Origin of the sequence: Ruegeria lacuscaerulensis (genome assembly GCF_013031245.1) — a bacterium.
Lineage (GTDB): Bacteria > Pseudomonadota > Alphaproteobacteria > Rhodobacterales > Rhodobacteraceae > Ruegeria > Ruegeria lacuscaerulensis_C.
The window spans coordinates 1-26,511 of the sequence record NZ_WPZL01000039.1 but is presented as its reverse complement, the minus strand read 5'-3'; the positions used below and the strand labels follow the sequence as shown (position 1 = coordinate 26,511).

The 26,511-nt window shown below is 56.4% G+C and carries 23 protein-coding genes and 2 pseudogenes; 17 read left to right on the top strand and 8 right to left on the bottom strand.

Annotated features, from left to right (window positions below; genetic code table 11):
* From GOX66_RS22895 to GOX66_RS22865, 7 genes and pseudogenes are all read right to left on the bottom strand, one after another.
* Positions 1 to 99 (bottom strand): annotated as a pseudogene (locus tag GOX66_RS22895) (DDE-type integrase/transposase/recombinase); the annotation flags it as partial.
* A 232-nt stretch (positions 100 to 331) separates the two neighbouring features.
* Positions 332 to 1,357, bottom strand: coding sequence for an IS110 family RNA-guided transposase (locus GOX66_RS22890; protein WP_170765819.1), 1,026 nt, complete (start codon positions 1,355 to 1,357; stop codon positions 332 to 334).
* Between the two features lie 73 nt (positions 1,358 to 1,430).
* A pseudogene (locus GOX66_RS22885) lies at positions 1,431 to 1,664 on the bottom strand (IS6 family transposase); the annotation flags it as partial.
* Positions 1,665 to 1,721: 57 nt separating this feature from the next.
* Positions 1,722 to 2,660, bottom strand: coding sequence for a LysR family transcriptional regulator (locus tag GOX66_RS22880; RefSeq protein ID WP_170765817.1), 939 nt, complete (start codon positions 2,658 to 2,660; stop codon positions 1,722 to 1,724).
* A gap of 15 nt (positions 2,661 to 2,675) precedes the next feature.
* Positions 2,676 to 3,281 (bottom strand): 3-isopropylmalate dehydratase small subunit, encoded by a 606-nt coding sequence (leuD, locus tag GOX66_RS22875; RefSeq protein WP_170765815.1) that lies wholly within the window; start codon positions 3,279 to 3,281, stop codon positions 2,676 to 2,678.
* Position 3,282: 1 nt separating this feature from the next.
* Positions 3,283 to 4,677, bottom strand: a complete 1,395-nt coding sequence (gene leuC, locus GOX66_RS22870; protein ID WP_170765813.1) for a 3-isopropylmalate dehydratase large subunit — start codon at positions 4,675 to 4,677, stop codon at positions 3,283 to 3,285.
* On the bottom strand, positions 4,674 to 5,579 hold the full coding sequence (locus GOX66_RS22865) for an alpha/beta fold hydrolase (RefSeq protein ID WP_170765811.1): 906 nt from the start codon (positions 5,577 to 5,579) through the stop codon (positions 4,674 to 4,676). The genes leuC and GOX66_RS22865 overlap by 4 nt, the downstream gene beginning before the upstream one ends.
* A 169-nt stretch (positions 5,580 to 5,748) precedes the next feature.
* On the opposite strand from GOX66_RS22865, the gene GOX66_RS22860 reads away from it, so the two are divergent.
* The 3 genes from GOX66_RS22860 (at position 5,749) to GOX66_RS22850 (ending at position 8,904) form a co-directional block, all read left to right on the top strand.
* A complete protein-coding gene (locus tag GOX66_RS22860; protein ID WP_170765809.1) occupies positions 5,749 to 6,750 on the top strand; it encodes a DctP family TRAP transporter solute-binding subunit in 1,002 nt (333 codons plus the stop codon).
* Between the two features lie 70 nt (positions 6,751 to 6,820).
* On the top strand, positions 6,821 to 7,486 hold the full coding sequence (locus GOX66_RS22855) for a TRAP transporter small permease (protein WP_170765808.1): 666 nt from the start codon (positions 6,821 to 6,823) through the stop codon (positions 7,484 to 7,486).
* On the top strand, positions 7,486 to 8,904 hold the full coding sequence (locus GOX66_RS22850; protein ID WP_170765807.1) for a TRAP transporter large permease: 1,419 nt from the start codon (positions 7,486 to 7,488) through the stop codon (positions 8,902 to 8,904). The genes GOX66_RS22855 and GOX66_RS22850 overlap by 1 nt, the downstream gene beginning before the upstream one ends.
* Positions 8,905 to 9,452: 548 nt before the next feature.
* Here GOX66_RS22850 and GOX66_RS22845 read toward each other — a convergent pair.
* Positions 9,453 to 10,106: a GntR family transcriptional regulator gene (locus tag GOX66_RS22845; protein ID WP_170765806.1), complete on the bottom strand. Its 654-nt coding sequence runs from the start codon at positions 10,104 to 10,106 to the stop codon at positions 9,453 to 9,455.
* Between the two features lie 167 nt (positions 10,107 to 10,273).
* Here GOX66_RS22845 and GOX66_RS22840 point away from each other — a divergent pair, with 167 nt between their 5' ends.
* The 14 genes from GOX66_RS22840 to GOX66_RS22775 form a co-directional block, all read left to right on the top strand.
* Entirely contained in the window at positions 10,274 to 11,356 is a 1,083-nt protein-coding gene (locus GOX66_RS22840) for a Gfo/Idh/MocA family protein (protein ID WP_170765805.1), read from the top strand.
* A 100-nt stretch (positions 11,357 to 11,456) separates the two neighbouring features.
* Entirely contained in the window at positions 11,457 to 12,467 is a 1,011-nt protein-coding gene (gene dctP / locus GOX66_RS22835; RefSeq protein WP_170765804.1) for a TRAP transporter substrate-binding protein DctP, read from the top strand.
* Positions 12,468 to 12,498: 31 nt separating this feature from the next.
* Positions 12,499 to 13,059 carry a TRAP transporter small permease gene (locus GOX66_RS22830; protein ID WP_170765803.1) on the top strand — a complete coding sequence of 187 codons (561 nt, stop codon included), beginning with the start codon at positions 12,499 to 12,501 and terminating at the stop codon, positions 13,057 to 13,059.
* A complete protein-coding gene (locus GOX66_RS22825; protein ID WP_170765802.1) occupies positions 13,056 to 14,351 on the top strand; it encodes a TRAP transporter large permease in 1,296 nt (431 codons plus the stop codon). The genes GOX66_RS22830 and GOX66_RS22825 overlap by 4 nt, the downstream gene beginning before the upstream one ends.
* Positions 14,351 to 16,231 carry a bifunctional sugar phosphate isomerase/epimerase/4-hydroxyphenylpyruvate dioxygenase family protein gene (locus GOX66_RS22820; protein WP_170765800.1) on the top strand — a complete coding sequence of 627 codons (1,881 nt, stop codon included), beginning with the start codon at positions 14,351 to 14,353 and terminating at the stop codon, positions 16,229 to 16,231. The genes GOX66_RS22825 and GOX66_RS22820 overlap by 1 nt, the downstream gene beginning before the upstream one ends.
* Positions 16,231 to 17,046, top strand: coding sequence for a citryl-CoA lyase (locus GOX66_RS22815; RefSeq protein WP_170765798.1), 816 nt, complete (start codon positions 16,231 to 16,233; stop codon positions 17,044 to 17,046). Before GOX66_RS22820 ends, GOX66_RS22815 begins: the two co-directional genes overlap by 1 nt.
* A complete protein-coding gene (locus tag GOX66_RS22810) occupies positions 17,033 to 18,223 on the top strand; it encodes a Gfo/Idh/MocA family protein (RefSeq protein ID WP_170765796.1) in 1,191 nt (396 codons plus the stop codon). Before GOX66_RS22815 ends, GOX66_RS22810 begins: the two co-directional genes overlap by 14 nt.
* The gene (locus tag GOX66_RS22805; protein ID WP_170765794.1) at positions 18,213 to 18,887 is read left to right on the top strand and encodes a hypothetical protein; all 675 of its coding nucleotides are present in this window, start codon (positions 18,213 to 18,215) and stop codon (positions 18,885 to 18,887) included. Before GOX66_RS22810 ends, GOX66_RS22805 begins: the two co-directional genes overlap by 11 nt.
* The gene (locus GOX66_RS22800; protein ID WP_170765792.1) at positions 18,880 to 20,070 is read left to right on the top strand and encodes a Gfo/Idh/MocA family protein; all 1,191 of its coding nucleotides are present in this window, start codon (positions 18,880 to 18,882) and stop codon (positions 20,068 to 20,070) included. Before GOX66_RS22805 ends, GOX66_RS22800 begins: the two co-directional genes overlap by 8 nt.
* Positions 20,071 to 20,956: 886 nt before the next feature.
* Positions 20,957 to 21,868, top strand: coding sequence for a sugar phosphate isomerase/epimerase family protein (locus GOX66_RS22795; RefSeq protein WP_170765790.1), 912 nt, complete (start codon positions 20,957 to 20,959; stop codon positions 21,866 to 21,868).
* Positions 21,849 to 23,258 (top strand): aldehyde dehydrogenase family protein, encoded by a 1,410-nt coding sequence (locus tag GOX66_RS22790; RefSeq protein ID WP_170765788.1) that lies wholly within the window; start codon positions 21,849 to 21,851, stop codon positions 23,256 to 23,258. Before GOX66_RS22795 ends, GOX66_RS22790 begins: the two co-directional genes overlap by 20 nt.
* Positions 23,258 to 25,039 carry a thiamine pyrophosphate-binding protein gene (locus tag GOX66_RS22785; RefSeq protein WP_170765786.1) on the top strand — a complete coding sequence of 594 codons (1,782 nt, stop codon included), beginning with the start codon at positions 23,258 to 23,260 and terminating at the stop codon, positions 25,037 to 25,039. The genes GOX66_RS22790 and GOX66_RS22785 overlap by 1 nt, the downstream gene beginning before the upstream one ends.
* 68 nt (positions 25,040 to 25,107) lie before the next feature.
* Positions 25,108 to 25,515, top strand: coding sequence for a universal stress protein (locus GOX66_RS22780; RefSeq protein WP_170765784.1), 408 nt, complete (start codon positions 25,108 to 25,110; stop codon positions 25,513 to 25,515).
* 666 nt (positions 25,516 to 26,181) lie between these two features.
* Positions 26,182 to 26,511 (top strand): IS6 family transposase (locus GOX66_RS22775; RefSeq protein ID WP_170765781.1); only part of this gene is annotated, 330 nt, incomplete at its 3' end.

Below are 26,511 nucleotides of genomic sequence, written 5' to 3'. Positions count from 1 at the left end.
CTTGTTTCGACGTCGTGAAAGCATGAAATCAAGCGTCTTTCCGTGTTTGTCCACAGCCCGATAGAGATAGACCCAAGCGCCTTTAACTTTGATATAAGTTCTTTAATTGAGCAGCAGCTCTCGTTGAGATTAGTCCAGTATCGACCACCTGCAAGGTTCTTTCCGAAGTCATCCCATTGGCGCTTCATCTCGGCGTTCAAGGCATCAACCCCCAAAGGTTTCATGCGCGGTCTGGATTGTGAGCCGCATGTAGATCGAACGGGTTCGGTCGACAGCCTGCCGTGTTGGTCGATACGGCAACTCGTGAACGGTTGGTCTGCTACTTTCTTGGCTATGTCTCCTTCGTTTGAAAGGTTGATCCGTTTGTCCAGATGGCGTGCATCAGGACCGCAAGTTTTCGTGCCAGGGCGACAACAGCTTTCTTGTGGCTGGTGCGGGCTTTGAGAGACCGGGCCCATCTCTGTAATTCCAATCCATTGCCTGGTTTCACGCGGTTCAGCAGACTGCTCGCGGCCTCGTTTAGTGTCGAGCGCAGCATGGGATCGCCGCGCTTCGATATTCTGCCGCCATGGTCAATATCCCCCGACTGATATCGCCGGGATGTCAGGCCGAGATAAGCCCCGACCGATCTTGATTTTGCAAATCGGCTTGGATCGTCGATGGTCGCGACAAAGGTCACGGCACTCACGGGACCAACACCCGGGATCGTCATCAGTCGTTGGCAGGCTTCATCGTCTTTTGCGTGGCGCATCATCTCTTTGCTCAGCGCCGCCGCTTGCCGCAGGGCCGCTGTCCGCAAGTCGAGCAAAGGCAGGATGACACTGGACAAGACCGGTCGGTCTTTCAGGATCGCGTGGATCCGTTCTTCGTAGGTTTGAAGATGCTTCGGTAACCGAAGCCCGAAACTGGCCAGCAATCCTCGGATGGTATTTTCAACATTCACACGGGACTTCAAAGCCACCTCCCGGGCCTTCAACAACGCCCGCCGCTCCTGAGCGATCCTGCCCTTGACCTCGACCTTCCTGTAGAACCCCGTCCGCGCCAGCTCGGCCAACATGGCGGCATCATTGGCATCGGTCTTGTTGTGCATCTGACTGAGAACAGCATGCGCCTGCCGCGCGTCAATGCAAACCACCGGCAGACCCCGATCCGACAGCTCAGTGTAAAGCCAGTTCGCCATTCGTCCGGTTTCGAGCACGACGCAGCGGATGGTATCAACGTATTCGCGCAACGCCCGGTAAATGACATCCGGGTCAGTGACTTTCTTAACCGCAAATACAGAGCCACCATTCCCGTCGCAGATACATATCGACGTTTCGGCTTTCGAAACGTCTAATCCAACAAAACACTGTTCCATCTTGCTCTCCTTTCGCTGTTTCGGTGCAATCATGCACCAGCCAAGAGAGCTGCCGCTCAATTACTCAGAGTTTCGTTTCGTCCATTCTCCAGGAGCGGTCGCATGGTCGTTTGCGGCGGCGCGCTGTTTCTGCAATCGCGCCGGAATACCGTGTGACCCATCGGTTCAGCGTGGTGTGATCGACCGATACGCCGCGTTCGGCCATGATTTCTTCCAGATCCCGGTAGGAAACACCGTAGCGGACATAAAAAAAGACCGCGAACAGGATCACATCCTTCGGATACTGCGCACCCTTGAAAGAAATCATAGACCAACCTTCAACTGGATAATGCCGTTCGCCACACAGGCGCTAACGCGATGAAGGTCAAGGGTCAAAAGTTTGCAACAGATCCCACTGACCCGCCCCGACGGGGTGCAGGCCCGAGGAGACGTCTTTGACCACGTCCACAAACTCATCCACCACTCTCGAGTTCCCCGCCGCCCGTCGCGCAACGTAGAGTTCGATGCGTTGGTCGTCCGTTTGGTACGGGATGCAACTTAAGTGCGCAGGCGCCAGAGCGCGGATCCAGGCCGGCACCAGCCCGATGCCAACCCCGTGCGCCACCAGCTGCAACATGGTGGATTTGTCGATGACTTCGCAGGCGATGTTCGGTTGCCATCCAAAGGCGCGATAGCTGTTCCAGAGCAGGTCGTGAAGGATCGGGCGCGCGTGTTTGGGAAAACCGATAATCGGATGATCCCGGATATCCGACGCTGACAGCGATTCCCGGCCTGCAAGTTCCGATGCGGATGGCAAAACCACAACAGCGCCCTGCTGGTACAAAAGGTCAGCTTGCAGAAACTCGTCCTCAGGAGGCTTGCGGACAAAAGCGATGTCGGTGCGGTGATTTGCAAGCTCTTGCGTATGGTAGTCCGAAGATGAAATTTCAAGAATTTCCACATGCACCGAAGGTTGCCGTTTGCGGAACTCCATCAGCGCGGGCGGCAGCAGCATTGAGATCGCCTCATCAACGCCGCTGACGCGCAAGGTCTTCAGCCCACTGTCTGCTGTGTGCCGGGCCTTGGAAACGGATCTGTCGATGTCCGCCAGAATCCGCTTGGCGTCGCGCAGGAATTCGGATCCCGCCTGTGTCAGGCTGACCTGTCGGGTTGTCCGAAAGAACAAGGCAAAGCCCAACTCGTGTTCCAGCGCGGAAATACGGTCGGACAGGGCCGGTTGACTGAGGCCGAGGCGTTCGCCCGCCTTTCGAAAATGCAACTCTTCGGCGACGGCCACAAAGCACTGAAGTTGGCGAAGTTCCAAGTCAAACTGTCCTAACTACTGTATGACACGCACCCGTTGCCGTTCACCCAACCTGCTTTCAAATTTGCGGATCGCGTCCGCGAATTCCAGCGAATTCAGGGTGTCGTCCCGCCCCTCAAGATGGGCGGTCTGTGTCGCGTCGTCCATATCAAACGGCAGCTCTGCCTCGCCCATTCTGATGACCCGGTTTTCGATATCAATCGTATAGCTGACACCATCCTCATGCGTCGCTGCCTGCATCAGCTGATCCCGGACCTCGGGACTGACGATGGGCAAAGCAAGGCCGTTCTTGCGCGCATTGTCGTAGAAAATGCCCGCAAAGCTGGTGCCGATGATGCCCTGAATGCCCAGTTGAACCAGTCCCCAGACCGCGTGTTCCCGGCTGGACCCGCATCCGAAATTGTCGCCAACAACCAATATTCTGGCCTCATGCCACGGGTGCGTGTTCAGCACGAATTCCGAGCGCGGTGTATCATCGTCGTGAAACCGCAGATCGGCGAATGTGCCATCCGCCAGCCCTTCGCGCGTGATCGTGATCAGAAAGCGTTTGGGCATGATCACATCGGTATCAACGTTGGCAAGCGGCAGGGCGGCGGCGAGCCCATGAACAGTTTTAGGCATCTTATTCCGCTCCTTCGCTCAAAAATTCGCGGACATCCGCGATACGGCCATGAATGGCGGCGGCGGCCACCATCTCCGGGCTCATCAGATGGGTGCGTGCACCGCGGCCTTGCCGACCTTCGAAATTGCGGTTGGTTGAGGACGCAATCCGTTCGCCATCCATGGCGATATCGTCATTCATCGCAAGGCACATCGAACAGCCGCTTTCGGGGCGCCAGTCAAAGCCTGCCTCGATAAACACCCGGTCGATCCCCTCAGCCTCGGCCTGTAGGCGGGTATAGGTCGAGCCGGGCACGACGATGGCGTTCACCGATCCGGCGACCTTCTTGCCTTTCAGGATTGTGGCTGCGGCGCGCAAATCCTCGATACGGCTGTTGGTGCACGAGCCGATAAAGGCGCTGTCGATCTCGATATCGGTTACCGCCTGACCCGCCTGCAGGTCCATGTAGTCCAGCGCCCGGTTCAGCGCCTCGCGTTCCTTGGGCGTCATGCCCTCGGTCTCGGCGGGGACTGAGCTGTCGACGGGAACCGACTGATCCGGGCTGGTGCCCCAACTGACAAGCGGGGCAATGTCGGCGGCGTCGATCTCGAACACCGTGTCATACTCCGCGCCCGCGTCCGAGTTCCAGTCCTGCCCGCCAAAATCCAGCGTACCGCTATGCGCGCGCCCCTTGATTGTCTCAAGCGCCTTTTGGTCAGCCCCGATCAGGGCGGCCCGTCCGCCCAACTCGACCGCCATGTTGCAGATTGTCATCCGCCCGGACATTTCCTGCGCGCGGATAGCCGAGCCGGAAAACTCGACGGCATAGCCATTGGCACCGCCCGCACCGACCACCTGAACGACCTTCATGATGATGTCCTTGGCGGTCACACCGGGGGCAAGATCGCCATCAATTTTGACCAGCATGGTCTTCAGCCGCTTATAGCGCAGGGTTTGCGTCGCCAGCACATGTTCGACCTCGGACGTACCGATGCCAAACCCCAGCGCCCCAAAGGCCCCATAGGTGGTGGTATGACTGTCACCGCAGGCAATTAGCATCCCTGGTGCGACAAGCCCCTGTTCCGGGACAACAACATGCTCAATCCCTTGGCGGCGGTCGCCCAGGCCGTAGAAGGCGATGTTGTGCTTTTTGCAATTGGCTTCCAGATTATCGATCAGCAACTTAGAGGCCGCATCATGCGGATCGCGCTGCCGTGTGGCATTCACGTGGTCGACCACCGACAAATGGGCCTCGGGCCGCCAAACGGAAAGACCTTTCTGATCCAGCCCGGAAAAGGCCTGCGGGCTGGTGTATTCGTTCATGATGTGGAAATCGACATAGATCAGCATGTCGCCGTCAGGCAGATCGCAGACCTTATGTGCGTCCACCAGTTTGTCGTAAAGCGTCCTGCTCATTCGGCAGCATCCTTCTGTTCGATCTGGCGCAGGAAAAATGCGAGCATTCGGCTTGCTATTTCCTCTGGAATCTCTTCGGCCATGTAGTGCGTGGCATCGACGGCCTCGCCCTCGACCCGGTCCGCTCGCTCCTGCCACAGCGCCATCGCATCAAAGCAGGTCTCGATCACTCCACGCTTGGCCCATAGGACCATCAGAGGTTGTTCTACCTTCCGCCCGTCGTCCTGATCGTCATGTTCGATGTCGATGGTCGCAGCGGCACGGTAGTCCTCGCACGAGGCGTGCAGGGCCTCGGGTGTGCTGAAGGCGGCGATATATTCATCGAGCGCCGCGGCGATAAAGGGGTTTTCACCCTCAGCCTGATTGAAGCATTTCAATTTCCAGAACTGCGCGGGATCATTGCCAATGATCTGTTCCGGGATGGGGTGCTTCTGAATCAGAAAGAACCAGTGCCAATAGGCAGTGGCAAACTCCTTCGAGGCATCGCGATACATTTCACGCGTCGGCGCGATGTCCAACAGGACCATCGCCTGGACATTCTGCGGATGATCCAGAGCCATTCGATGCGTGACGCGCGCACCGCGATCATGGGCGCCAACCAGAAAGGTCTTGTGCCCCTTCTGAGACATGACCGAGACCATGTCTTTTGCCATTTCGCGTTTCGAATAGGGCATATGCAGGTCATCTGACGCGGGTTTGGACGAGCGGCCATATCCGCGCAGGTCGGCGCAGATGACATGAAACTGATCTGTGAGTTGCGGGGCAACCGCATGCCACATGGCTGATGTCTGCGGATAGCCGTGCAACAGCAAAAGGCCCGGATTGCCGGGGTCGCCACCGTGGCGCACAAAAATCTTCTGCTCGCCGACATTCAAAGTCAGTTCCTCGAAATCCAGAAACATACCTGTGCGCTCCGCTAAAACGATTGGTTATTCAATATAGCCGACCTTTTCGATAATATTGATCGGATTTACTGATCAATTCTTCCGAAAAATCATCACCGCTCAAGCATGTAATCTCGATCAGCATATTTATTCAGGTCAACTCGGCCTGACTGAAAGGGAGGAAGCTATGAATATCTGGAAGACATCAAGTCTGGTTGTTGCGCTCGTTACTGGTGCAGGTTCCGCATTTGCCGCCTGTGATCCGGGCGAAGTCGTCATCAAGTTCAGCCATGTTACCAATACCGACAAGCATCCAAAGGGCATCGCAGCGTCGTTGCTGGAACAGCGCATCAACGATGAGATGGACGGAAAAGCCTGTATGGAAGTTTTTCCGAACTCGACCCTCTATAATGATGACAAGGTACTCGAGGCGATGCTGCAGGGCGACGTACAACTGGCCGCGCCGTCACTGTCGAAGTTCGAGAAGTTCACCAAGAAATTCCGCATCTTCGACCTGCCGTTCCTGTTCAAGAACATCGGGGCGGTCGATGCCTTCCAGACCTCGGACGCCGGGCAAGCCCTGCTGGATTCGATGCAGCGTCGCGGCCTTCAGGGGCTGACCTTCTGGCACAACGGCATGAAACAGATGTCGGCCAATGTTCCGCTGGTTACGCCAGCCGATGCGGGTGGGTTGAAATTCCGGGTCATGTCATCGGACGTGCTGGTGGCGCAGATGGAAGCCATCGGAGGTAGCCCACAGAAAATGGCCTTTTCCGAAGTCTACGGCGCGCTGCAGCAAGGTGTCGTGGACGGGCAGGAAAACGTCTGGTCCAACATCTACGGCAAGAAATTCTTCGAGGTACAGGACGGTATCACCGAGACCAATCACGGCATCATCGACTACCTGGTGGTGACCTCGGTCGACTGGCTGGACAGTCTGGACCCGGAGGTGCGCGAGCAATTTCTGACCATACTGGACGAGGTGACAGCCACCCGGAACTCGGAATCCTATGAGGTCAATCAAAAGAACCGTCAGGCGATCCTGGATGCGGGCGGCACCATTCGCACCCTGTCGGATGACGAACGCCTGGAGTGGGTCACTGCCATGCAGCCGGTATGGGAGCAGTTCTCGGGCGATATCGGTCAGGACTCTCTCGACGCGGCGGTCCAGATCAACTCGGGCTTTTGAGCCACACCATCGGCGGGCAGGACAATCCTGCCTGCTGTTTTCCTGAAAACGGCTGTTGGGAGGGTAGGCTATGACCAACAATCACTCGTTCATGGACCGGATCGAAGAGGTTTTGATCGCCGGTATTCTGGGTCTGATGACGGCACTGACATTTGCCAACGTCGTCGCCAGATATGTCTTTAACTCAAATATCCTTTGGGCGTTGGAGATGACGGTCTTCCTGTTCGCCTGGCTGGTTCTGCTGGGGTCGTCCTATGCGGTGAAAAAACACGCGCATCTGGGGGTCGATCTGGTGGTGAACATGGTGCACGGAGACGCCCGGAAATGGCTGGCTTTGACCGCTGCCGCCGTTTGTGTCGCCTTCTCACTTCTTATGCTGAAGGGATCTTGGGATTACTGGGCCAACTTCGCCAACCTGCCCGCCACCGAAGGGCGCTGGTTCCCGCTCGGGTTCGAGCAGGATTATCGCGAAAAGGGCTGGTACGAGACCAATGACATCCCGATGCCCGGTATCCTTGCCTGGATGGCAGGCACCTTTAACGAAGGCGAAGCCTACGAAAAAATCCCGCGTTTTCTGCCTTACATCGTGCTGCCAATCTCGATGGCCTTGCTGTTGCTGCGGTTTGTTCAGGCGACATTCAGCATCCTGAACGGAAAGACGGATCGGCTCGTGGCCAGCCACGAGGTTGAAGAAGAACTGGCCGAAATTGAAGCCCAGAACGCGGAGGCGAAATAATGGAAACCGTCCTTCTCTTTGCCATGGTCATCGGGTTCCTGATGATCGGTGTCCCGATTGCGATCTCGCTTGGGATGTCTTCAATTCTATTCCTGCTGTGGTTTTCCGACAGTTCGCTGGCCTCAGTCGCGCAAACCCTGTTTGCCGCATTTGAAGGCCACTTTACCCTGCTGGCGATCCCGTTCTTCATTCTTGCTTCGTCCTTCATGACGACCGGCGGCGTGGCGCGGCGGATCATCCGTTTTTCCATTGCATGTGTTGGCCATTTCCCGGGCGGTCTTGCCATTGCTGGTGTATTTGCATGTATGCTGTTTGCCGCGCTGTCAGGGTCGTCGCCTGCCACGGTGGTTGCCATCGGTACAATTGTGATCGCCGGTATGCGGCAGGTCGGATATTCCAAGGAATTCGCCGCCGGCGTGATTTGTAACGCCGGTACGCTGGGCATTCTCATCCCACCCTCCATTGTGATGGTGGTCTATGCCGCCTCAGTCGAGGTGTCGGTGGGCCGGATGTTCCTTGCAGGTGTCATTCCGGGGCTGTTGGCCGGTCTGATGCTGATGGTCACGATCTATGTGATTGCCAAGATCAAGAACCTTCCCAAGGGCGAATGGAAAGGCTGGGGCGAAGTATTCCAGTCGGGCCGCGAGGCAGGTTGGGGTCTGTTCCTAATCGTGATCATTCTGGGTGGTATCTATGGCGGCATCTTCACGCCTACCGAAGCCGCCGCTGTGGCCGCCGTCTATGCCTTCTTCATCGCCACCTTTGTCTACAAAGACATGGGGCCACTGGCCGCTCCTAAAACCCGTAGCCTGTCCGCCGCTGCGGTGATCGAGGACGCGCCTGCGGGCCCGCGCATTCCCCTTAGGAGCAAGCCTTGGGCGATTGTCACTGCGATTGTGCACCCGGACACTCAAAAGACCTTGTTTGATGCCGGCAAACTGACGATCACACTGCTGTTTGTGATCGCCAACGCGCTGATACTTAAACATGTGCTGACGGATGAGCAAATCCCGCAGCAGGTCGCGAATGCGATGCTGTCGGCAGGCTTTGGGCCGGTGATGTTCCTGGTGGTCGTCAACATCATCCTGCTGATCGGTGGTCAGTTCATGGAACCCTCGGGCCTCTTGGTCATCGTGGCACCATTGGTCTTTCCCATAGCCATCGAGCTGGGCATCGACCCGATCCATCTGGGCATCATCATGGTAGTCAATATGGAGATCGGCATGATTACGCCGCCGGTGGGCCTGAACCTCTTCGTCACCTCGGGCGTTGCCGGGATGCCGATGATGAGCGTGGTCAAGGCAGCCCTGCCATTCCTGGCCGTGCTGTTCGTTTTTCTGATCATCGTCACCTATGTTCCGTTCCTGTCTACATTCCTCCCCAACACGTTCATGGGACCGGAAATAATAACCCAGTGACGCGGAATGCGCTGGCGGCATCTGTTGCCAGCGTATTTTGTTCAGGTGTCACTGTGCCTTTAATTGCTGGACGCTGGCTTTAAAAAGTTGAGCAAAATCAGTTCTGGATTGTGCCTTTAATTTCTGGACTGTGTCACTAATTGCCGGACTGTGCCCTTAATTCCAAGACCGTGTATTCTGGGGATAAGTTGCGTGTCAGACAGACGTGAACAGGGGAAATGACCCAGTAAATCAAACTCAGTGTGTATGTGTGATCGCATGTCGGTGGCCTGTGGGTATCCGAGAATTATGGGCACAAAGTCGAGGCAAAAATCCCAGAATGTATCTGCGTCCAGAAATTAAAGGCACAGTGACAACCGCGAACAGGATCACAGATTTTGGGTAGTGTGCACCTTTGAAGTCGATCACCGGACATTCCCAAATAGCGTTACAGACCAAGCACGAGTTGGATCAAACCGCGCGAAGGTGCAACATGCCGGCAAAAGTTTGCGACAGATCCACGTGACCTCTTCGGTCAGCAAGAAACTTCGCAAAAAAAACCCATCCAGTTAAAGTGCTGCGAGTGTGTGCTCAAGACCTTTCTCAATATGCCCCTTTAGGATCTCCGCCGCGCGTTCATGGTCCCGGTCTAGAGCCGCCTGAAACATAAGCTTGTGCTCTTCAACTGCTTCCGCTCCCCGATAGGTCAGTACAAGCATCTGATAACGCAAATATTTGTCGAAAATTACCGCATGAAGCGATAACAGGTTTTTTGATCCACATGCCTGTATCAGCGCTTTGTGAAATTCCCAGTCGTATCGTTTCCAATTCTCTTTTTGGCTTTCGTCTCCACTTAACATTAGTTGCTCCATTCGGTGCAACTTGTGATGCGCAGCGACGAGGTTTCCTTCCCAATCCGTGTCACCGTTCTTGATAGACAATTCCAGTGCGTGGCATTCCAGCAAAACCCGTAGCTCTGATACCTCGGTCAGGTCGTCACGAGAAACTGGCGTAACCAGGAATCCCCGCTGCTCTGGCGCTTCGACAAATCCGTCGCTGGCAAGTCGGTTAAGGGTTTCACGCAGTGTCGAAAGACTAGCGGAATAGCGTATCTTCAAAGCATCCAGCTTCAGTTTGGAACCGGGTTTCAGCTCTCCGAAGATAATATCCCGCTTAATGTGCTGATAGGTGCTTGCACCTATAGTAGACGGCTGTTTTGCCATGCGTTTCACCCGATTTATCCATATTCATCATGTAGAATAGCATATGTATGTCTATTCGCAACATCATCCAAATTCATCAATTAGTAGAAACATCATATGATATTGAAAACATCACATGGAAGTTGATAAGGTTGCGATCATAACCCGGAAATCGAAAGAATCAGCTTATGTCAGACATCACAAACATCGCCGTCGTTGGTTTTGGGTTGATCGGCCGCCGGCATGCCGAGGTCTTGCGGCGGTCTCCGGGCCTGAGGCTTTCAGCCGTCGTTGATCCGGACGAAAAATGCCGCCGAGCAGCGACGGAGATGGGAGCAGACGTGTTTGCCTCGCTGGATGAACTGTTCGCGGCGGCCAAACCAGACGGTATTGTTCTGGCAACGCCGACGCCGATGCACACTGAGCAGGCTCTGAACTGCTATGCACACGGCTCTTCTGTCCTGATCGAAAAGCCGATCGCCGTGACGGCTGTGGAAGCAGATATTCTGACAAAAGCTGCCGATAAAGCGGGTCTGCCATTACTGGTGGGGCATCACCGGCGCCACAACGGTATGGTCAAGGCTGCCAAAGCAGCAATTGTTGCGGGTGCAATAGGCGATATACGTGCGGTGCAGGCGACCTGCTGGTTCTACAAGCCGGACTACTATTTCGAAACAGCTCCGTGGCGGACGAAAAAAGGCGCCGGACCGATTTCTGTCAACCTTGTGCACGATGTTGATCTTCTGCGCCATTTCTGTGGCGATGTCAGCTCGGTTCGGGCGATTTCGGTACCATCGGCGCGCGGGTTCGAAAACGAGGATCTCGCCTCAGCCATCTTGACATTCGAAAGCGGCGCGGTGGCGACTATCTCGGTTTCCGACAGCATTGTGTCACCCTGGAGCTGGGAGCTGACGTCCAGAGAAAATCCGGCCTATCCGGCTGCGAACGAAAGCTGCTATCTGATCGGAGGGTCCAAGGGCGGATTGTCATTGCCCGATCTCAGGTTATGGCGACATGAGGCGGAGCCGGATTGGTGGGCGCCGATCTCGGCTACATCGTTAACATGTGAATCCGAAGATCCGCTTGTCACACAGATGAACCACTTCGCGGATGTTATTCGAGGCCGTGAGGAGCCGTTGGTGTCAGGATTGCAGGGGCTACGATCACTTGAAGTTGTCGAGGCGATCGCGTCTTCGGCCGAAACGGGCATTGAAGTTGCTGTAAATTGCGCCGAAACGGCGGAGACTTCGCCGCTGGAGGTCGCTGATTGATTAAAATATCTGGTATTTCCATTTTTATCTTGCTAAATTAAAAAAATCTGCGGTATGTTTGAAACCAAATACCCACGGGTTTATCAGAGGGAGGATAATCATGATCACAAAATTCACCCGGCGCACGGCGCTTGTTACTCTGACTGCGGTCGGTCTTGCTGCCATTGGGGTGGCGCCAGCCCTTGCCGACGACAAGATTACCCTGCGGATGGCGACATCCGGTTCCGAGACCGACCAGCGCTCGGTCGCCATGGCCGAGGTCTTTGCTCCCATGGTCGCAGATTTCGTGGATTACCAGCCGAGCTACAACGGCACGATCTTTGCACAGGGTACCGAAATTGACGCGATCAGCCGCGGTAACCTTGAGATGTCGATCACCTCGGCGCAGGAACTGGCTCAATTTTTCCCTGAGTTCTCGATATTCACCGCCGGTTACGTCCACCAGGACGCCGCACACCAGGTTGCGGTCTTCAATGACCCGCTGATGGAACCGTTCAAGGAAGTCGTCGAGAACGATCTGGGCGTCAAGCTGTTGTCGGTCATGTATCTGGGCCGTCGTCAAGTGAATCTGCGCCAAACCAAGGATGAACTGACTGTAAATACCCCTGCCGATCTGGCCGGAGTGAACCTGCGCATGCCGGGCACCGACGCATGGCAATTCCTGGGCAAAGCCCTGGGCGCTGCTCCGACGCCGATGTCCTTTTCGGAAGTCTACACCGCGCTTTCGACTGGTGCCGTCGATGGGCAGGACAACCCGCTTCCAACCGTTGTGGACGCCAAGTTTTATGAAGTCACGGGACAAATCGTCCTGACTTCGCATTTGGTGGACCTCAACTATATCGCGATCGGAAAAGGTGTGTGGGACGGCATGACGCCTGAGCAGCAGGCGAAGGTCCAAGAAGCCGCAGACGCGGCAGCGGAAGCCGGTCGTCAGGGCCAGCTCAAGAAAGAGGAGGAACTGGTTGCTTTTCTAGAAGAGCAGGGTCTGGCCGTCTATGAGCCCGATCTCGCCGCGTTCCGGGACCAGGTTCAGTCTATGTACCTTGAAAGCGAATTTGCTGCTTCCTGGCCCGAAGGCGTTCTGGAAAAGATCAACGCCCTCGGCAACTGATCCTAAGGACTGCTAAGACAGGGAGGATGTCATGAAAGCACTAATCAAGGGGTTCTCCCGAATAACAGAAGCGATTGCCGCCAGTATGCTGGCGGCAATCTTCGGAATTTTTCTGTTGCAGATCGTTCTACGGTATTTTTTCACCCCGGCTGGGTGGACGCTGGAACTGATCGGAATTCTGTGGGTCTGGGTGATCTTTTTCGCCTGCGCCTTCACGGTGCGCGAGGCAGACCACGTCCGCTTTGACATCATCTATCTGTCGGTGAGCCGACGCACGCGAACGATTTTCGCGCTAATTTCGGCCGCAGCTCTGGTAATCGGTATGCTCTATACGCTGTTACCGACTTGGGACTACATCGACTGGATGAAGATCCGGAAGACTACAACAGTAAAAAACCCGTTCACCGGCAACAAAATTCCGATGCGAGATGTCTTCTCGATCTATGCAGTGTTCATCGTGGCTGTGGCCGCGCGCTATGCCTGGATGTTCTTCGACATTTCGAAAAACGGCCCGCCCAAGACCGAGCTCGAAATTGTGGTTGAAGCGATGCACGAGGAAGAAGCCAACTCTTCTGAAGGAAAAGAAAAATGAGCATCGAGCTTCTCTCTTTGTTGGTAACCCTGTTTCTGCTTGCGGGGATAGGCACGCCGATCGGTTACTCGATCCTGCTCGCTTCGGTCGCCTATCTTGCGGTCGCCGGACTGGACGTAGCGCTGGCAGGTGAAAAAATCCTGCAGGGCTTTTACAAAAGTACGATCCTGCTTGCCGTGCCTTTGTTTATCGTTGCCGCCAACATCATGAATGCGGGCTCGATCACCGACCGCCTGTTGAACTTTTGCGTGGCGGCCGTCGGACGGTTCAAAGGCGGTCTTGGGCACGTCAACGTGGTTGCCTCGCTAATCTTTTCCGGCATGTCCGGGTCGGCGGTCGCCGATGCGGCGGGGATTGGCAAGATCATCATCGAAATGATGACCAAGGGCGATCGCTATCCACGCGGATACGCCGCCGCGATCACCGCAGCCTCAGCCACAATTGGACCAATCATTCCGCCGTCGATTCCGATGGTTCTTTATGCGCTGGTCTCCAAGGCGTCGATCGGCTCCCTATTCCTGGCCGGGATCCTGCCGGGGCTGATCATGGGTGCGGTTCTGATGGCAATGAACACTTATCTGGCGAAAAAGCGCAACTTCGCGCTGGAAGAGCCGGTGCCACTAAGAGTACTGCCAGCGAAAACGGCCAACGCGTTTCCGGCGCTGCTGATGCCGGCGATCCTGCTTTACGGGATTTACGGTGGGGTCACGACCCCGACGGAAGCCGCTGCCGTGGCCGCTTTCTATGCGTTATCGTTGGCGGCGATGTTCTACCGAGCAATCTCGCTGGGCAAGCTGTATCAAGTCTTCGTCGAAAGCGCGCGTTCATCGGCCGCAGTCGGAATTGTTATTGGCGGCGCGTTTATCCTGAATTTCATCGTGATACAGGAACAGATTCCACAGTCGATCTCGGCCCTGCTGGAAGGGGCCGATGTTCATCCGATTCTGTTCTTGGTCCTCGTGAATATCCTGATCCTGGTTCTGGGGTGTGTGCTGGATGCGACCACGATTATCCTCGTGATCGTTCCGCTGTTCATCCCTACGTGTGAAGCGTTGGGTATCGACCTTGTGCACTTCGGTGTGCTGGTAGTGGTGAACTCGATGATCGGGTTGATCACGCCACCCTATGGCATCCTGCTCTTCGTGATCAACGCCGTGACAGATATTCCGCTGCGCGAGATCATTTCCGAGGTCTGGGCCTTCTTGGCAGTGTTGATTATAGCACTAATTGCGATGATGCTAATGCCCGACATTATCCTCTGGCTGCCGAGACTCCTAGGGTATCAGGGCTAATGCGGCTTTGCGTCGCCACGACATCAGTTCCTGGCGATCTCTTTCAAAAACTTGAAGAGATCGCCAGGACCGGTTTTAGTGGGATTGAGCTATACGAGCCTGATCTCACCGGTTCAGCCGCCAATGTCACCGAAATTGGCAGGCGGGCCAAAGCTCTCGGTCTAGCTGTCGAGGTTTTCCAGCCATTTCACGATTTCGAAGGGCTTACCGGCTCCGCCCGCGAACTTGCCTTCGCTCGGCTGGATCAAAAACTAGACCTGATGAGCGCGCTAGGTGCCAAGACACTTTTGGTCGGCACGTCGACACACCCGAGTGCCAGCGGTGATGTCGATGCAATTTGCGCCGATCTTACTGCTCTGGCCGAAAGGGCCGGACAGGCAGGTTGCCGAGCCGCGTTGCTCGCGCTGCCTTGGGCGCAGCATGTCAAAAGCGAGGCAGAAGCTTTGCGGTTGGTGGATGCGGTCGATTCCCCGCATCTGGGGCTGGCGCTCAACTCTTTCTTCTCGTTGGCGGACGGTTCGCGGCCCGCACGTTTACGCGATATTCCCGGGCAGCGGTTATTTCATGTTCAACTATCCGACGCGCCGATACTGAATTTTGACATTTCGCGCCTAAAAAGCCATTTTGGTCGGTTGCCGGGGCAAGGCGGCCTGAACCTAGATGGGTTTGTGCGGGTGATCGCCCGGTCGGGATATGACGGGCCTTGGTCGCTGGCCCGGGTCAGCGATACTGCACAGGGCAGCCGCAAAACCTATGCTCGCGACGGGTTCCGGGCACTGGTTTCGCTCTTGGACAGAGCCGCACAAAGCGAGCCGTCGCTAGTACCACCTCTGCCTAACCTGCCACCTCCGGTCTATCCCAAAGGGATCGAATTTGTGGAATTCGCAACCGATGCCGGTTCCCACGCTACACTGACCGAAATGCTTGGCAGCCTTTGCTTTCGCAAGGAGCATCAGCACGTTTCGAAATCGGTCGAGTTGTGGCGTCAAGGTGCGATCAATCTGGTCATCAACGCTGAGGTAACAGGCTTTGCTGCAGATGCCTTTGCCGAACACGGGCCCACGGTCTGCGACATGGGCCTCCGCGTTAGTGATGCGGCCCAGACAGTCGCACGCGCCACCCGTCTAGGCGCGCCCGAATTTTCGCAGCCGGTCGGAACCGGTGAATTAGACATTCCAGCGATCAAGGGGGTCGGCGGTAGCGTCGTGCACTTCATAGACGAAAAATCCGATCTGCACCGGGTCTGGGACATAGAGTTCGATGCCGTGCCCAAGACCGAAGCGATCCCGCCTGCGGGTTTGCGACGGATCGACCATATAGCCCAGACCATGCGCTATCAGGAAATGCAAAGCTGGCTGACCTACTACACATCGACATTCGAGATGGAGAAGGCGCCAGTTGTCGATGTGGCGGACCCTTCGGGTGTCATCCTCAGTCAGGCGCTGGCCAGTCCCGAAGGCGAAGTACGGTTCAACCTCAACGGGGCAGGTGAACGGCGCACTTTTGCCGGAGCGTTTCTGGCCGACCAGATTGGTGCGGGCGTGCAGCATATCGCGTTTCTGACTGACGATATTTTCGAGACCTCTGCACATCTGCGCGCTGCGGGGTTCCAGCGGTTGGAGATGCCGGGCAATTACTATGATAATCTGGCTGTAACCTTTCCGCTGGATTCCGATCTGATCGACCAGCTTCGCGCCGGGCACATTCTTTACGATCGTGCCGGCGGCGCGGAGTATTTTCAAATCTACAGCGCCCCGATTTTTCGCGGGTTCTTTTTCGAAATCGTCCAGCGGAAGGGCGGATACCAAGGATACGGTGCGCGCAATGCACCCATCCGTCTGGCAGCGCAAATGCACCATCTACAGGAAAGACAGGCTTGATGAACGAAGACACGGATGCGATCCGCCAATGGTGGCGCACCTCCATCATCGACATGAAACCCGGACAAATCGCGTTTCGCGGCAACGCCATTGAGGACCTGATCGGGAACGTATCTTTCCCGCAGATGATCTGGCTGATGGTGCGGGGCGATTTGCCCAGCGACGCGCAAGCGCGCCTGTTCGAGGCCGCTTTGGTCGCAGGCGTGGATCACGGCCCGCAGGCCCCCTCGATCGCGGCCGCGCGTATGGCCGCCACCTGCGGAGTAGGTCTCAATAATGCGATGGCGACTGCGGTGAACATGCTGGGCGACGTGCATGGTGGGGCAGGAGAGCAGTGCGCAGAGCTGTACTATGATATCGCGGTCCGCATGGATGCGGGAGCTTCGCTGAATGACGCTGTTCGGGATGGCTTGGACAGCTGGCGCGAGACCTACGGCAAGATCGTATCGGGCTTTGGTCACAGGTTTCACAAGCCCGTCGACCCACGCGCACCACGATTGATGCAACTTGTTCGTGATGCGGCGGCAGAAGGCACAGTTTCTGGCCGGTTTGCCGATATCGGAGAAGAGATTCAGGCCGAACTCGGCCGTCAACGCGGCGGTCGGCCGATTGCCATGAATATCGATGGCGCGACAGCTGTGATCTTCTGCGAGCTTGGCTTTCCTGCGCCCTTGTCGCGGGGGCTGTTTTGCTTGTCCCGCTCGGTTGGAATACTTGCCCACGCTTGGGAGCAGATGAACCAAGGTGGTCGGAACAAAGGGCCGATGCCCCCGAATTACTTACCCCTCTACGAAGACAGGAATGATGACACGTGAGACATCGAAATCCTTCCGGGTCGGCCTTATCGGCTGTGGTCGTATCAGCGATATCTATCTAAAAACACTATCAAAATTTTCGAACGTCGAGGTTGCGGCTTGTGCAAGCCTCGATCCTTCGGAAAGCCGCGCCAGGGCGGATCAATATGGCATCGTCAAAGCCTGCACGCCAGATGAGGTGTTTGACGATCCGACGATTGACTGCGTTCTGAACCTGACAATTCCGGCGGCGCATACCGAAATCAGCCTGCGTGCGTTAGAGGCGGGCAAGCACGTATATTCCGAAAAGCCACTGGTCATGAACCGATCGAATGGAAAAGCGATCCTGCATACTGCCACTGAAAAGGGGCTACTGGTCGGTTGCGCACCCGACACGTTTCTGGGCGGTCGTTGGCAAACCGTTCGGCGCTTGATCGATGAAGGCGCTATCGGGAAACCAACAGGGGTTTTTGCCCATGTCGGGACCCACGGGACGGAGCGCCACCATCCCAACCCGGATTTCTACTACCAGGCCGGTGGCGGGCCCTTGCTGGATCTTGGCCCCTATTACCTGACCGCCATGATTTTTTGCCTTGGGCAAATTGACCGGGTCGCCGGAATGGCTCGGCGCACGTTCGACAAAAGGATGATCGAAAATGGCCCTCGCAACGGCGAATGGATGGATGTCGAGGTCGACACGCACTCCCTTAGCCTGCTTCAGTTCTCATCCGGAGCTATAGGGTCGATGACCATGAGCTTCGACATTTGGGACAGCGAAACCCCACGGTTCGAGATCTATGGTGAAAACGGAACCATCAGCATCCTTGACCCTGACCCGGTTCACGGAGCCAACATCTTTCAGGGGGATGTCTGGCTGAAAACGCGGGAGACCTCGCGCTGGTCTCATCAGCCTCGTCCTACCGGTCGCGAAGACTGGCAGGTGGTCGAAAACAAACACGGGTTCAATGAGGACAGCCGCGGGCTCGGCCTTTTGGATCTGGCCCTGGCGGCACAAGAAGGACGCCAACCCCGTGCAAGTGGAGCGCTTGCCTACCACGTTTTCGAGGTCATGGACGCGATTGAACGAGCGCCGAAATTCGGCGCCTATCAGACGATAGAAAGCCGTAGCGTGGCTCCGGAGCCTCTGCCGGTCGATTTCCTGAACGATGAGAGGAAGGAGCTGGTCCATGCCAATTGAGACACTCGACTTTGCCCAGCCATTCTTTCGTGTCCAGCACATCACCGATGAAGACAGAATATCTGTCGAGGGTCGCGCCATTGTTCTTAACCTCGGGGGACTGGAACTCTCGGTCGAGGATCAGGCCGTTGCACCGCTTTCCTCCGTGATTGTGCAAGACAGCACGCTTAGCGACGTGGAACGTGCAGTCATTGTCCACGGTTTCGACGCCCATGACGATGACAACGAGCTGTTCGCATGGGTCAAAAATACGTGGCCATCTGCTTTTGATGTGCGCCAAGAGGAGCGTCTGCGCGGTGTCAGCCACTATATGTCGCCAAAGGTCTTCGTGGGTAATGTTGGACTGACCATGTACCATTCCGGTTCGGTTCCATTGAATGTCGGATTGCACAAAGATCATCCGTTCTGCCCGGTACCGGGGTTTCGCGAAGTGCATACGCAAATCGTAGGCTTTGGCAAAATGCAGCAATGCCGCGAACGGGATGTTGAAACCCTTTACCTCGAAGAATTCATGGCCCCCGGCACGACGCACAAGCCGATGTATGACGCCGAAGGCAACTATCCCTGGCATCAATACGAGACGATTACCCCCAGCATCTTCATGGCGGTGGAAATGCTGCCAGAAGGCGTACGGGCCCCGGAAATGGAGGTTCAGAATGGCTGAGAGACTTTTACCCGAAAACCTGAACTTTGATGGTCCTTTCCCTCGCTTGTCTCGCCGTTTGAGGTTGGGCGTTGTTGGCGGTGGACGTATCTCTGTCACGCAAGCAACGGCCGCGCGGATGACCGACCGGTGGGAGGTCACCGCAGGCGCGCTCAGTTCTGACGCTGCGCGCAGCAAGGCGCGTGGGGTCGAGTGGTTCCTGCCAGCAGACAGGTGCTATGCGTCGTTCGAGGAGATGGCGCAGGCCGAGGCGGCGCGCCCGGATGGCGTGGATGCCGTGATGATCACCACCCCGAACCACGTCCATTTCGACGCGGCCAAAGCGTTTCTGGAGGCAGGCATTGACGTGCTGTGCGACAAGCCCCTGACCAATGAAGTCGCCGAGGCCGAGGGGCTTGAGGCGGTAACCGCGCGTACGGGACAAGTCTTTGCCGTCGGCTATGCGATGTCGTGTTTTCCAGTAATCCGGCAGGCCAAACAAATCGTGGCCGACGGAGCTATCGGAAAAATCAACCAAATACATGTTGAGTTTATGCAAGATTGGATGACGCCCGAAGATGTGGCCGATGCGCCTCATGTAAAGTGGCGGCTGGACCCAAAGATTTCTGGCCCGACCAGTTGTGTCGGCGATATCGGCACCCATGCCGCGCATCTCGCCAGTTTTGTCTCGGGCCTGCCCTTGACCGACCTACGGGCCGAGTTTCATGTCTGCGGCGCGCCAAAGCCTTTGGAAGACACAGCATTCATGTTCACACGCTATCAAAACGAGGTTCCGGGAACCCTGATGGCGACACGCCTTGCCCCCGGAAATCGGGGTGGGTTGCGGTTGCGGATATTCGGGAACGAAGGAGGTCTCGAGTGGGACTTGGAGAATTCGGAACAGCTGAAGTTCAATCGGTTCGGTGAGCCGGATCGTTTCATCAGCCGAGGTCACGGGCATGGCATCGGCCCCGGCGCGGAACGTCTGATCCGTACCGCGCGCGGCTTCCCCGAAGGGATTATTGAAGCCTGGGCCAACCTCTACACGGAATTTGCCATGGCGGTGGCTGCGCGCCGAGATGGACGCGACCTGCCCTATGGATGGATTGAAATGCCCGAGGTGTGCGATGGCGCGGCAGGTGTACGATTCATAGAAGCGGCTGTAAGGTCGAACGAAAAGGGTGGGGCCTGGTTTAAGGTCTGATGTCAGGCTGATTGTGGCGCGGGGGCAATCGGCTATCATCCCGCCGAATAATACGGTCGGAACTCCCGGGAACGGCGTGTCGATGTCTGCGACGTTGATCATGCGGTCGCCGCCTGGCTAGCCGACCTAGAAAACGCGAATTCCTTCGCCTCCTTCGATGAGGGTGTTGATCGCTACGCCGACAGGGTAGCTGTCGCCTTTTCGACAGCGTCTCATGGCGATGTGACTGGTTCGTACATTCGGGCTTGTTTACTGCGAGAAGATGCTTGCCTTCGATCTGCCACCCCTGGGGCTATCGCAGCCGAGGTGGAAGAACGTGACGACAGCGTGGACATGGCTTTCAACCGGCGTTTCGACCTGCAATACGCCGCCATTAATCTACTGTTTCCGCAGGCGAAATCGGAAACCCCAAGACACTGAACATCGTACCCCGTACTGCACAGTCGCCAACACCGGCGTTAATCAAGACCTCCGGTGGCCTCTTTGCCTAAAAGGGCCTCCATCTCTATGACCTTACGCGATGGATCTGTGCCGAGGTGACGGCCGAGGTTTTGTCGTGGGCTCGGTGCTGGTCGATCCCGGATCCACAGATGTCGGCGAGGTTGACACCGCCAAAATTCCTTTGTGCATGCAATCAGGAAGGTTGCAGCAGTTCGATTTCAGTTGGAGCGCCTATGGTCAGAACGAATGCTTGGCGTGAACGGAGCAGCATATTTCTGAATCAGCCCTGCAACCACTGAGGGAAAGCCGTTCAATTGCGAGGTAGTTGGCTAATTGGCCGAGATCACGGCACGCAAACGACATACAATTGATGATTTACATAATATCAGATATTTGTTAGATCATACGGCAAGACATGCAACATCTGAGTCGGAAAGTGCAGTATATGGCATCATTGCATAACCACACCGATGAACCACTCTATTCCTTGGCGCATCTGACGCTGATTGGCTGCACGCCGCCCGAGCTGGTCTACATCGCTGCACGGGCCGGTTACGATGCCGTCAGCCCCCGGTTCATTCCGATGCATGTGTCCGGTGAATTCACTCAATCCCCAATCGACAAGGCGCAAGTGCAGGCCACCAAAACCGCTCTTTCCACGACCGGCTTGAAAATCCTCGATGTCGAGCTTGCGCGCATCACCGAAGATGTCGACCCGCGCAGTTTTGAACCCTCCTTGGAAATAGGCGGTCAGCTGGGTGCCAAGCGCATGATCATGAGCGCGTGGACCAACACCCGCGATGATCGTGACTTCCTGATCGACGTCTATTCGGAAACCTGCGAACTGGCGGCGCCCTACGGGCTAACAGTGGACCTGGAGTTCCCAAGCTTTTCCCGCCTTCGTACTCTGGATGAGGCGCTTGACATTGTCCGCGCCTCCGATCAGCCGAATGGCGGTATTCTGGTTGATACGCTTTATCTGCATCTCAGCCGCGTGGATTTGGGAGAGTTGCTACACGTCCCCTCGGACCTGTTTCACTTCCTGCATATCTCCGACTGCCTGCCCGGCATCGCCGACACGCGCGAGGGCATGATCCAACTGGCCCGCGACGCAAGACTTTACCCCGGCGAAGGCTGGATCGATTTCACCGGCATCATCGAACGGATGCCACCCGTCGACTATTCCATCGAACTGCCCAACCAAAGCCGCGTTGCCGAGTTGGGATATGAAGAACACGCGCGTCGCTGTCTCAGCCACGCCAAGCGAACATTCGGCGACGCGCGATCTCAGCGCCGCATGCCCGATGCAGCAATTCTAAAACACCAAGAGGATCATCATGGGCAAAGAGCTCACTGAAAACGACCGCAACATGGCGGGAGATATGCTGGCACGCGCCCGCGCCGCCATGGCCGAGATCGAGGATTGGGATCAGGACAGGCTGGACCGCCTGTCTCAGGCCATCGCCTGGTATGCGGGGAACGAGAAAACCTTCACGCGTCTGGCCCAGCAGGGTGTAGATGAAAGCGGCATCGGAGACCGTGAAGGGCGTCCTGCAAAGCGGTTCAAAATCCATATGGTACTGCGTGACGTCCTACGCACGCCATCGACTGGGATCGTCGAAGTCGACGAAGAAAAAGGGCTGGTAAAATACGCCAAGCCCGCAGGAGTGATCGCTTCTCTGATCCCGATGACCAACCCGGCGATGACACCACCGGTGACCGGTGTTTCCGCCGCCAACGCCCGGAATGCGGTCATCTTCAGCCCACATCCACGCACTGCTCACACCACCTTTGAAATGGTCGAGGTCATGCGTGCAGCCTGTCGAGCAGCAGGTGCCCCCGAAGACTTGTTTCAATCGATCCGCAAACCGTCGATTCCGCTGACCCAGCGCCTCATGGAGATTTGTGATTTGACGCTGGCGACGGGCGGGAAGCCGATGGTCAAGGCGGCTTACAGCTCGGGGCGCCCAGCATATGGTGTCGGCGCAGGCAATTCCTCCATCGTCATCGATGAGACGGCCGATCTGGATATCGCTGCCCGGAACACGCGCATTTCAAAGACGTCCGACTTTGGCTCTGGCTGCTCGGCCGATGGAAATATCATTATCCAGCGCTCGATTTATGACGATATGGTCCAGGCGCTTGAGGCCGAGGGCGGGTACCTGTGTTCCGCAGAAGAAAAGGCAATGCTCGAAGCAGCCATGTGGGACGAAAAGGGCACCCGCACATTCCCGACCATCGCTTGTCCGCCGCAGCAAACGGCCAAGGTCGCCGGATTCTCGATCCCCGAAGATCGCAAGTTCCTGATGGTTGAAAATCAGGGGCAGATTGGACAGCAGCACAAGTTCTCTAAGGAGAAACTGACCACGCTGATGGCGCTTTATCACTTCGAGACGTTTGATGATGCACTCGAAACCGTTCGTCAGATTTATGAGACCGGCGGCAAGGGCCATTCCTGCGGTATTTACAGCCACAATGACGATCATATCGATCGGCTCGCGCGCCTGGCTCCGGTCAGCCGCATGATGGTGCGGCAGCCGCAATCAAAGGCCAACGCTGGTGCCTGGACCAATGGCATGCCCATGACCAGCAGCCTGGGTTGCGGCATCTGGGGCGGCAACATCACCAATGAAAACGTCACCATGAAACACATGATGAACTACACCTGGGTTAGCCGTCCGATCCCCGAGGATCGCCCCTCGGAGCCGGACCTGTTCGGTGAGTTCTACGGACAGGAGGTCGCGTGATGGATGGAGCGAAGCTGGAAGGCAAATCCGTTGCCGAACACATCGTCGATTTCCTGGAACGGCGTGAGGTCAAACATGTATTCGGCCTGTGTGGCCACACGAATATCGCGGTGCTGGCCGCTTTGGCCGAAAGTCCCATTGATTTTGTCACCGTGCGGCATGAGCAAATCGCCAGCCACGCGGCGGATGCTTATGCCCGCGTGACGGGCAAGGCCTCGGTGGTGTTGTCCCATCTCTCCCCGGGGCTGACCAATTGCGCCACCGGGGTCGCCAACGCCGCACTGGACTGTATCCCCATGGTCGTGATCGCGGGTGACATTCCCTCGCATTACTACGGCAAGCATCCGCATCAGGAGGTGAACCTGCACGCGGACGCGGCCCAGTGGGAGATCTATCGACCCTTCGTCAAACGCGCCTGGCGCGTAGATCGCGCGGATCTGATGGCCGAAATTCTGGAAAAGGCGTTCCATCTCGCCGAAAGCGGCCAGCCCGGGCCGGTGCTGGTCAACGTGCCCATGGATATCTTCTCTGAGGTCATCCCCTCGGATAGCTTCGACCGTATCCGCGACAACACCCGCGCGCTCAAGAAACCGTCGATTGACGATGAAACAGCGCGGGAAATTATTGAGGCACTGGCGAAGGCCGAAAACCCGGTCGCTTATGTCGGCGGCGGCATCCTTCTGGCGCAAGCCAGCGAGGAGTTGCGAGAGTTTGTTGAACAAATGGGCCTGCCGGTCGCACATTCCCTGATGGGCAAGGGCGCCTTGCGGGACGACCATCCGCTTGTGCTGGGAATGACCGGGTTTTGGGGTACCGAACTGGTCAACCAGTCCTGTCTGAATGCGGACTACATCTTTGCCGTCGGAACACGGTTCAAAGAGGCAGATTGTTCCAGCTGGTATCCCGGCTATACGTTCAACATTCCCGGCTCGAAGGTGATTCACATCGACATCGAACCGCAAGAGATCGGCCGGAACTATCCCACCGAGATCGGCGTCGTCGCAGATGCCAAGGCTGCGCTGCGCGTCCTCAACCGGGTTGCCCGCGAGATGTATCCGGACGGTTTCAACCGCCCCGCGCTGGAACAGAAGATCACTGACTTCCGGACGGATTTCAAAGCGCGCAACGTGGAAATGGCGACCTCGTCGGCCTTTCCGATGATGCCCGAGCGTATTCTGGCAGATACCCGCAAGGCACTGCCCGAGGATGCCATCATCACCACGGACGTTGGATGGAACAAAAATGGCGTCGGACAACAGTTCGATATCCTGACCCCGGGCTCAATCCTGACCCCGGGTGGTTTTGCCACGATGGGTTTTGGCCCTCCAGGGGCGCTGGGTGCAAAACTGGCGGCACCTGATCGTGTCGTACTCAGCCTGGTTGGCGATGGTGGTTTTGGTCAAAATCCGTCGATGCTGGCAACAGCAGTCGAACTTGATCTGGGTATCATCTGGCTGGTTATGAACAACAACGCCTTCGGCACCATCGCCGGCCTTCAAAAGGCGCATTACGGTCTGACCTATGGGACCACGTTTCCGGGTTCAGCCGAAGCTCCCGCGAATGGGCCGGGTTACGCCGAAATTGCGCGAGCCTATGGGGCGGAAGGGCACAGACTCAGCGCTGCCGACGAACTGTTGCCCGCATTGGAAGCGGCAATTGCCAGTGGCAAGCCAACCGTGCTCGATGTGCCAATGATCAACAATCCGACTCCAACGACCGGACATTGGAACATCCTGGACATATACTCACCTGACAAAGACGTCAGCCACGCGGCGACATAAATACCGATCATGACCGACGTCGAATTCAACCGGTCACGGAAACACGGCATCAAAAGAGGAGCCAATGCATGTACAATCATATCTTAATCCCTGTTGCGTTGGACCACGAGGTCGATGTCAGAGAGATGATTGCCACAGCAAGGATTTTGCTCGCCAAGGGGGGCAAGATGACACTTGTCGCCGTCGTTGAGGATGCGCCGGTTTATGTAGCGGAATACGTAACGGTGAAATCCGCCGAACACATTAACGAAAATCTCAAGAAGCGCTTGCACGAGTTGGCAAAAGGCGAAATTGGCCTTGAAATTGCGGTTCTTTCTGGGAAACCCGGCGTGGCGATCCCCGATCTTGCTTCGGAAACCGACGCCGATCTGGTTGTTATCAATTCCCACAAGCCCGGCATTGAAGACTATTTCCTTGGATCGACAACCTCGCGCGTAGTTCGACGCGCCCCATGTGCGGTATTGGTCCTTCGGTAGGGCGCAAGCGGCGGACGGGTTGTGAAGGTGTAGGCGCCGGTTGTGTCGCAATTATTGCTACAACCAAAGACACCGATACACCGGGCACAACTATCCTCCGATCTCGGCAAGCATCCGAAATACGGAGGTCGTTGCGCAGGGAAATTGCCTCGTTCGGATCATTTTGGCAACCTCGATGCCATCCAAGGCAGCCAAACCGCTTCAGGATCTTGTTTTTCTCTCGAATGCAGGTCGCATTAGCTCCGCTGTTGTCGACAACTCGATAGACATTCTGCTACTTGCCGCGAACCCACATGTAGGTTCTTTAATTGAGCAGCAGCTCTCGATGAGATTAGCCCGGTATCGACCACCTGCAAGGTTCTTTCCGAAGTCATCCTATTGGCGCTTCATCTCGGCGTTCAAGGCATCAACCCCCAAAAGGTCTCATGTGCGGTCTGGATTGTGAGCCGCATGTAGATCGAACGGGTTTGGTCGACAGCCTGCCGTGTTGGTCGATACGGCAACTCTTGAACGGGAAGTCCGCAAACTTTCTTGGCTATGCCTCCTTCGTTTGAAAGGTTGATTTGTTAGTCCAGATGGCGGGATCTGTTGCAAATTTTTGGCCATTGACGCTCGCGCCACCAGCGGGTGAATGACTATCGGTATTTTCAAGTCGAAAGTCGGACCATGATCTCTTTCAAAGGCGCACAATATCCCAGGGAAGTGATCCTGTTCGCAGTATTTTTCTATGTCCGATACGGAGTGTCATATCGTGATCTGGAAGAAATCATGGCCGAGCGTGGTGTTTCAGTGGACCACACCACGCTAAACCGATGGGTCACACGGTATTCTGGTGCGATTGCAGAAACAGCGCGCCGCCGAAAAAGCCCATGTGACCGCTCCTGGAGAATGGATGAGACTTACATCCGAGTGAAAGGCACGTGGGTTTACCTCTATCGAGCCGTCGACAAGCACGGCAAGACCCTTGATTTCATGCTTTCACGACGTCGAAACAAA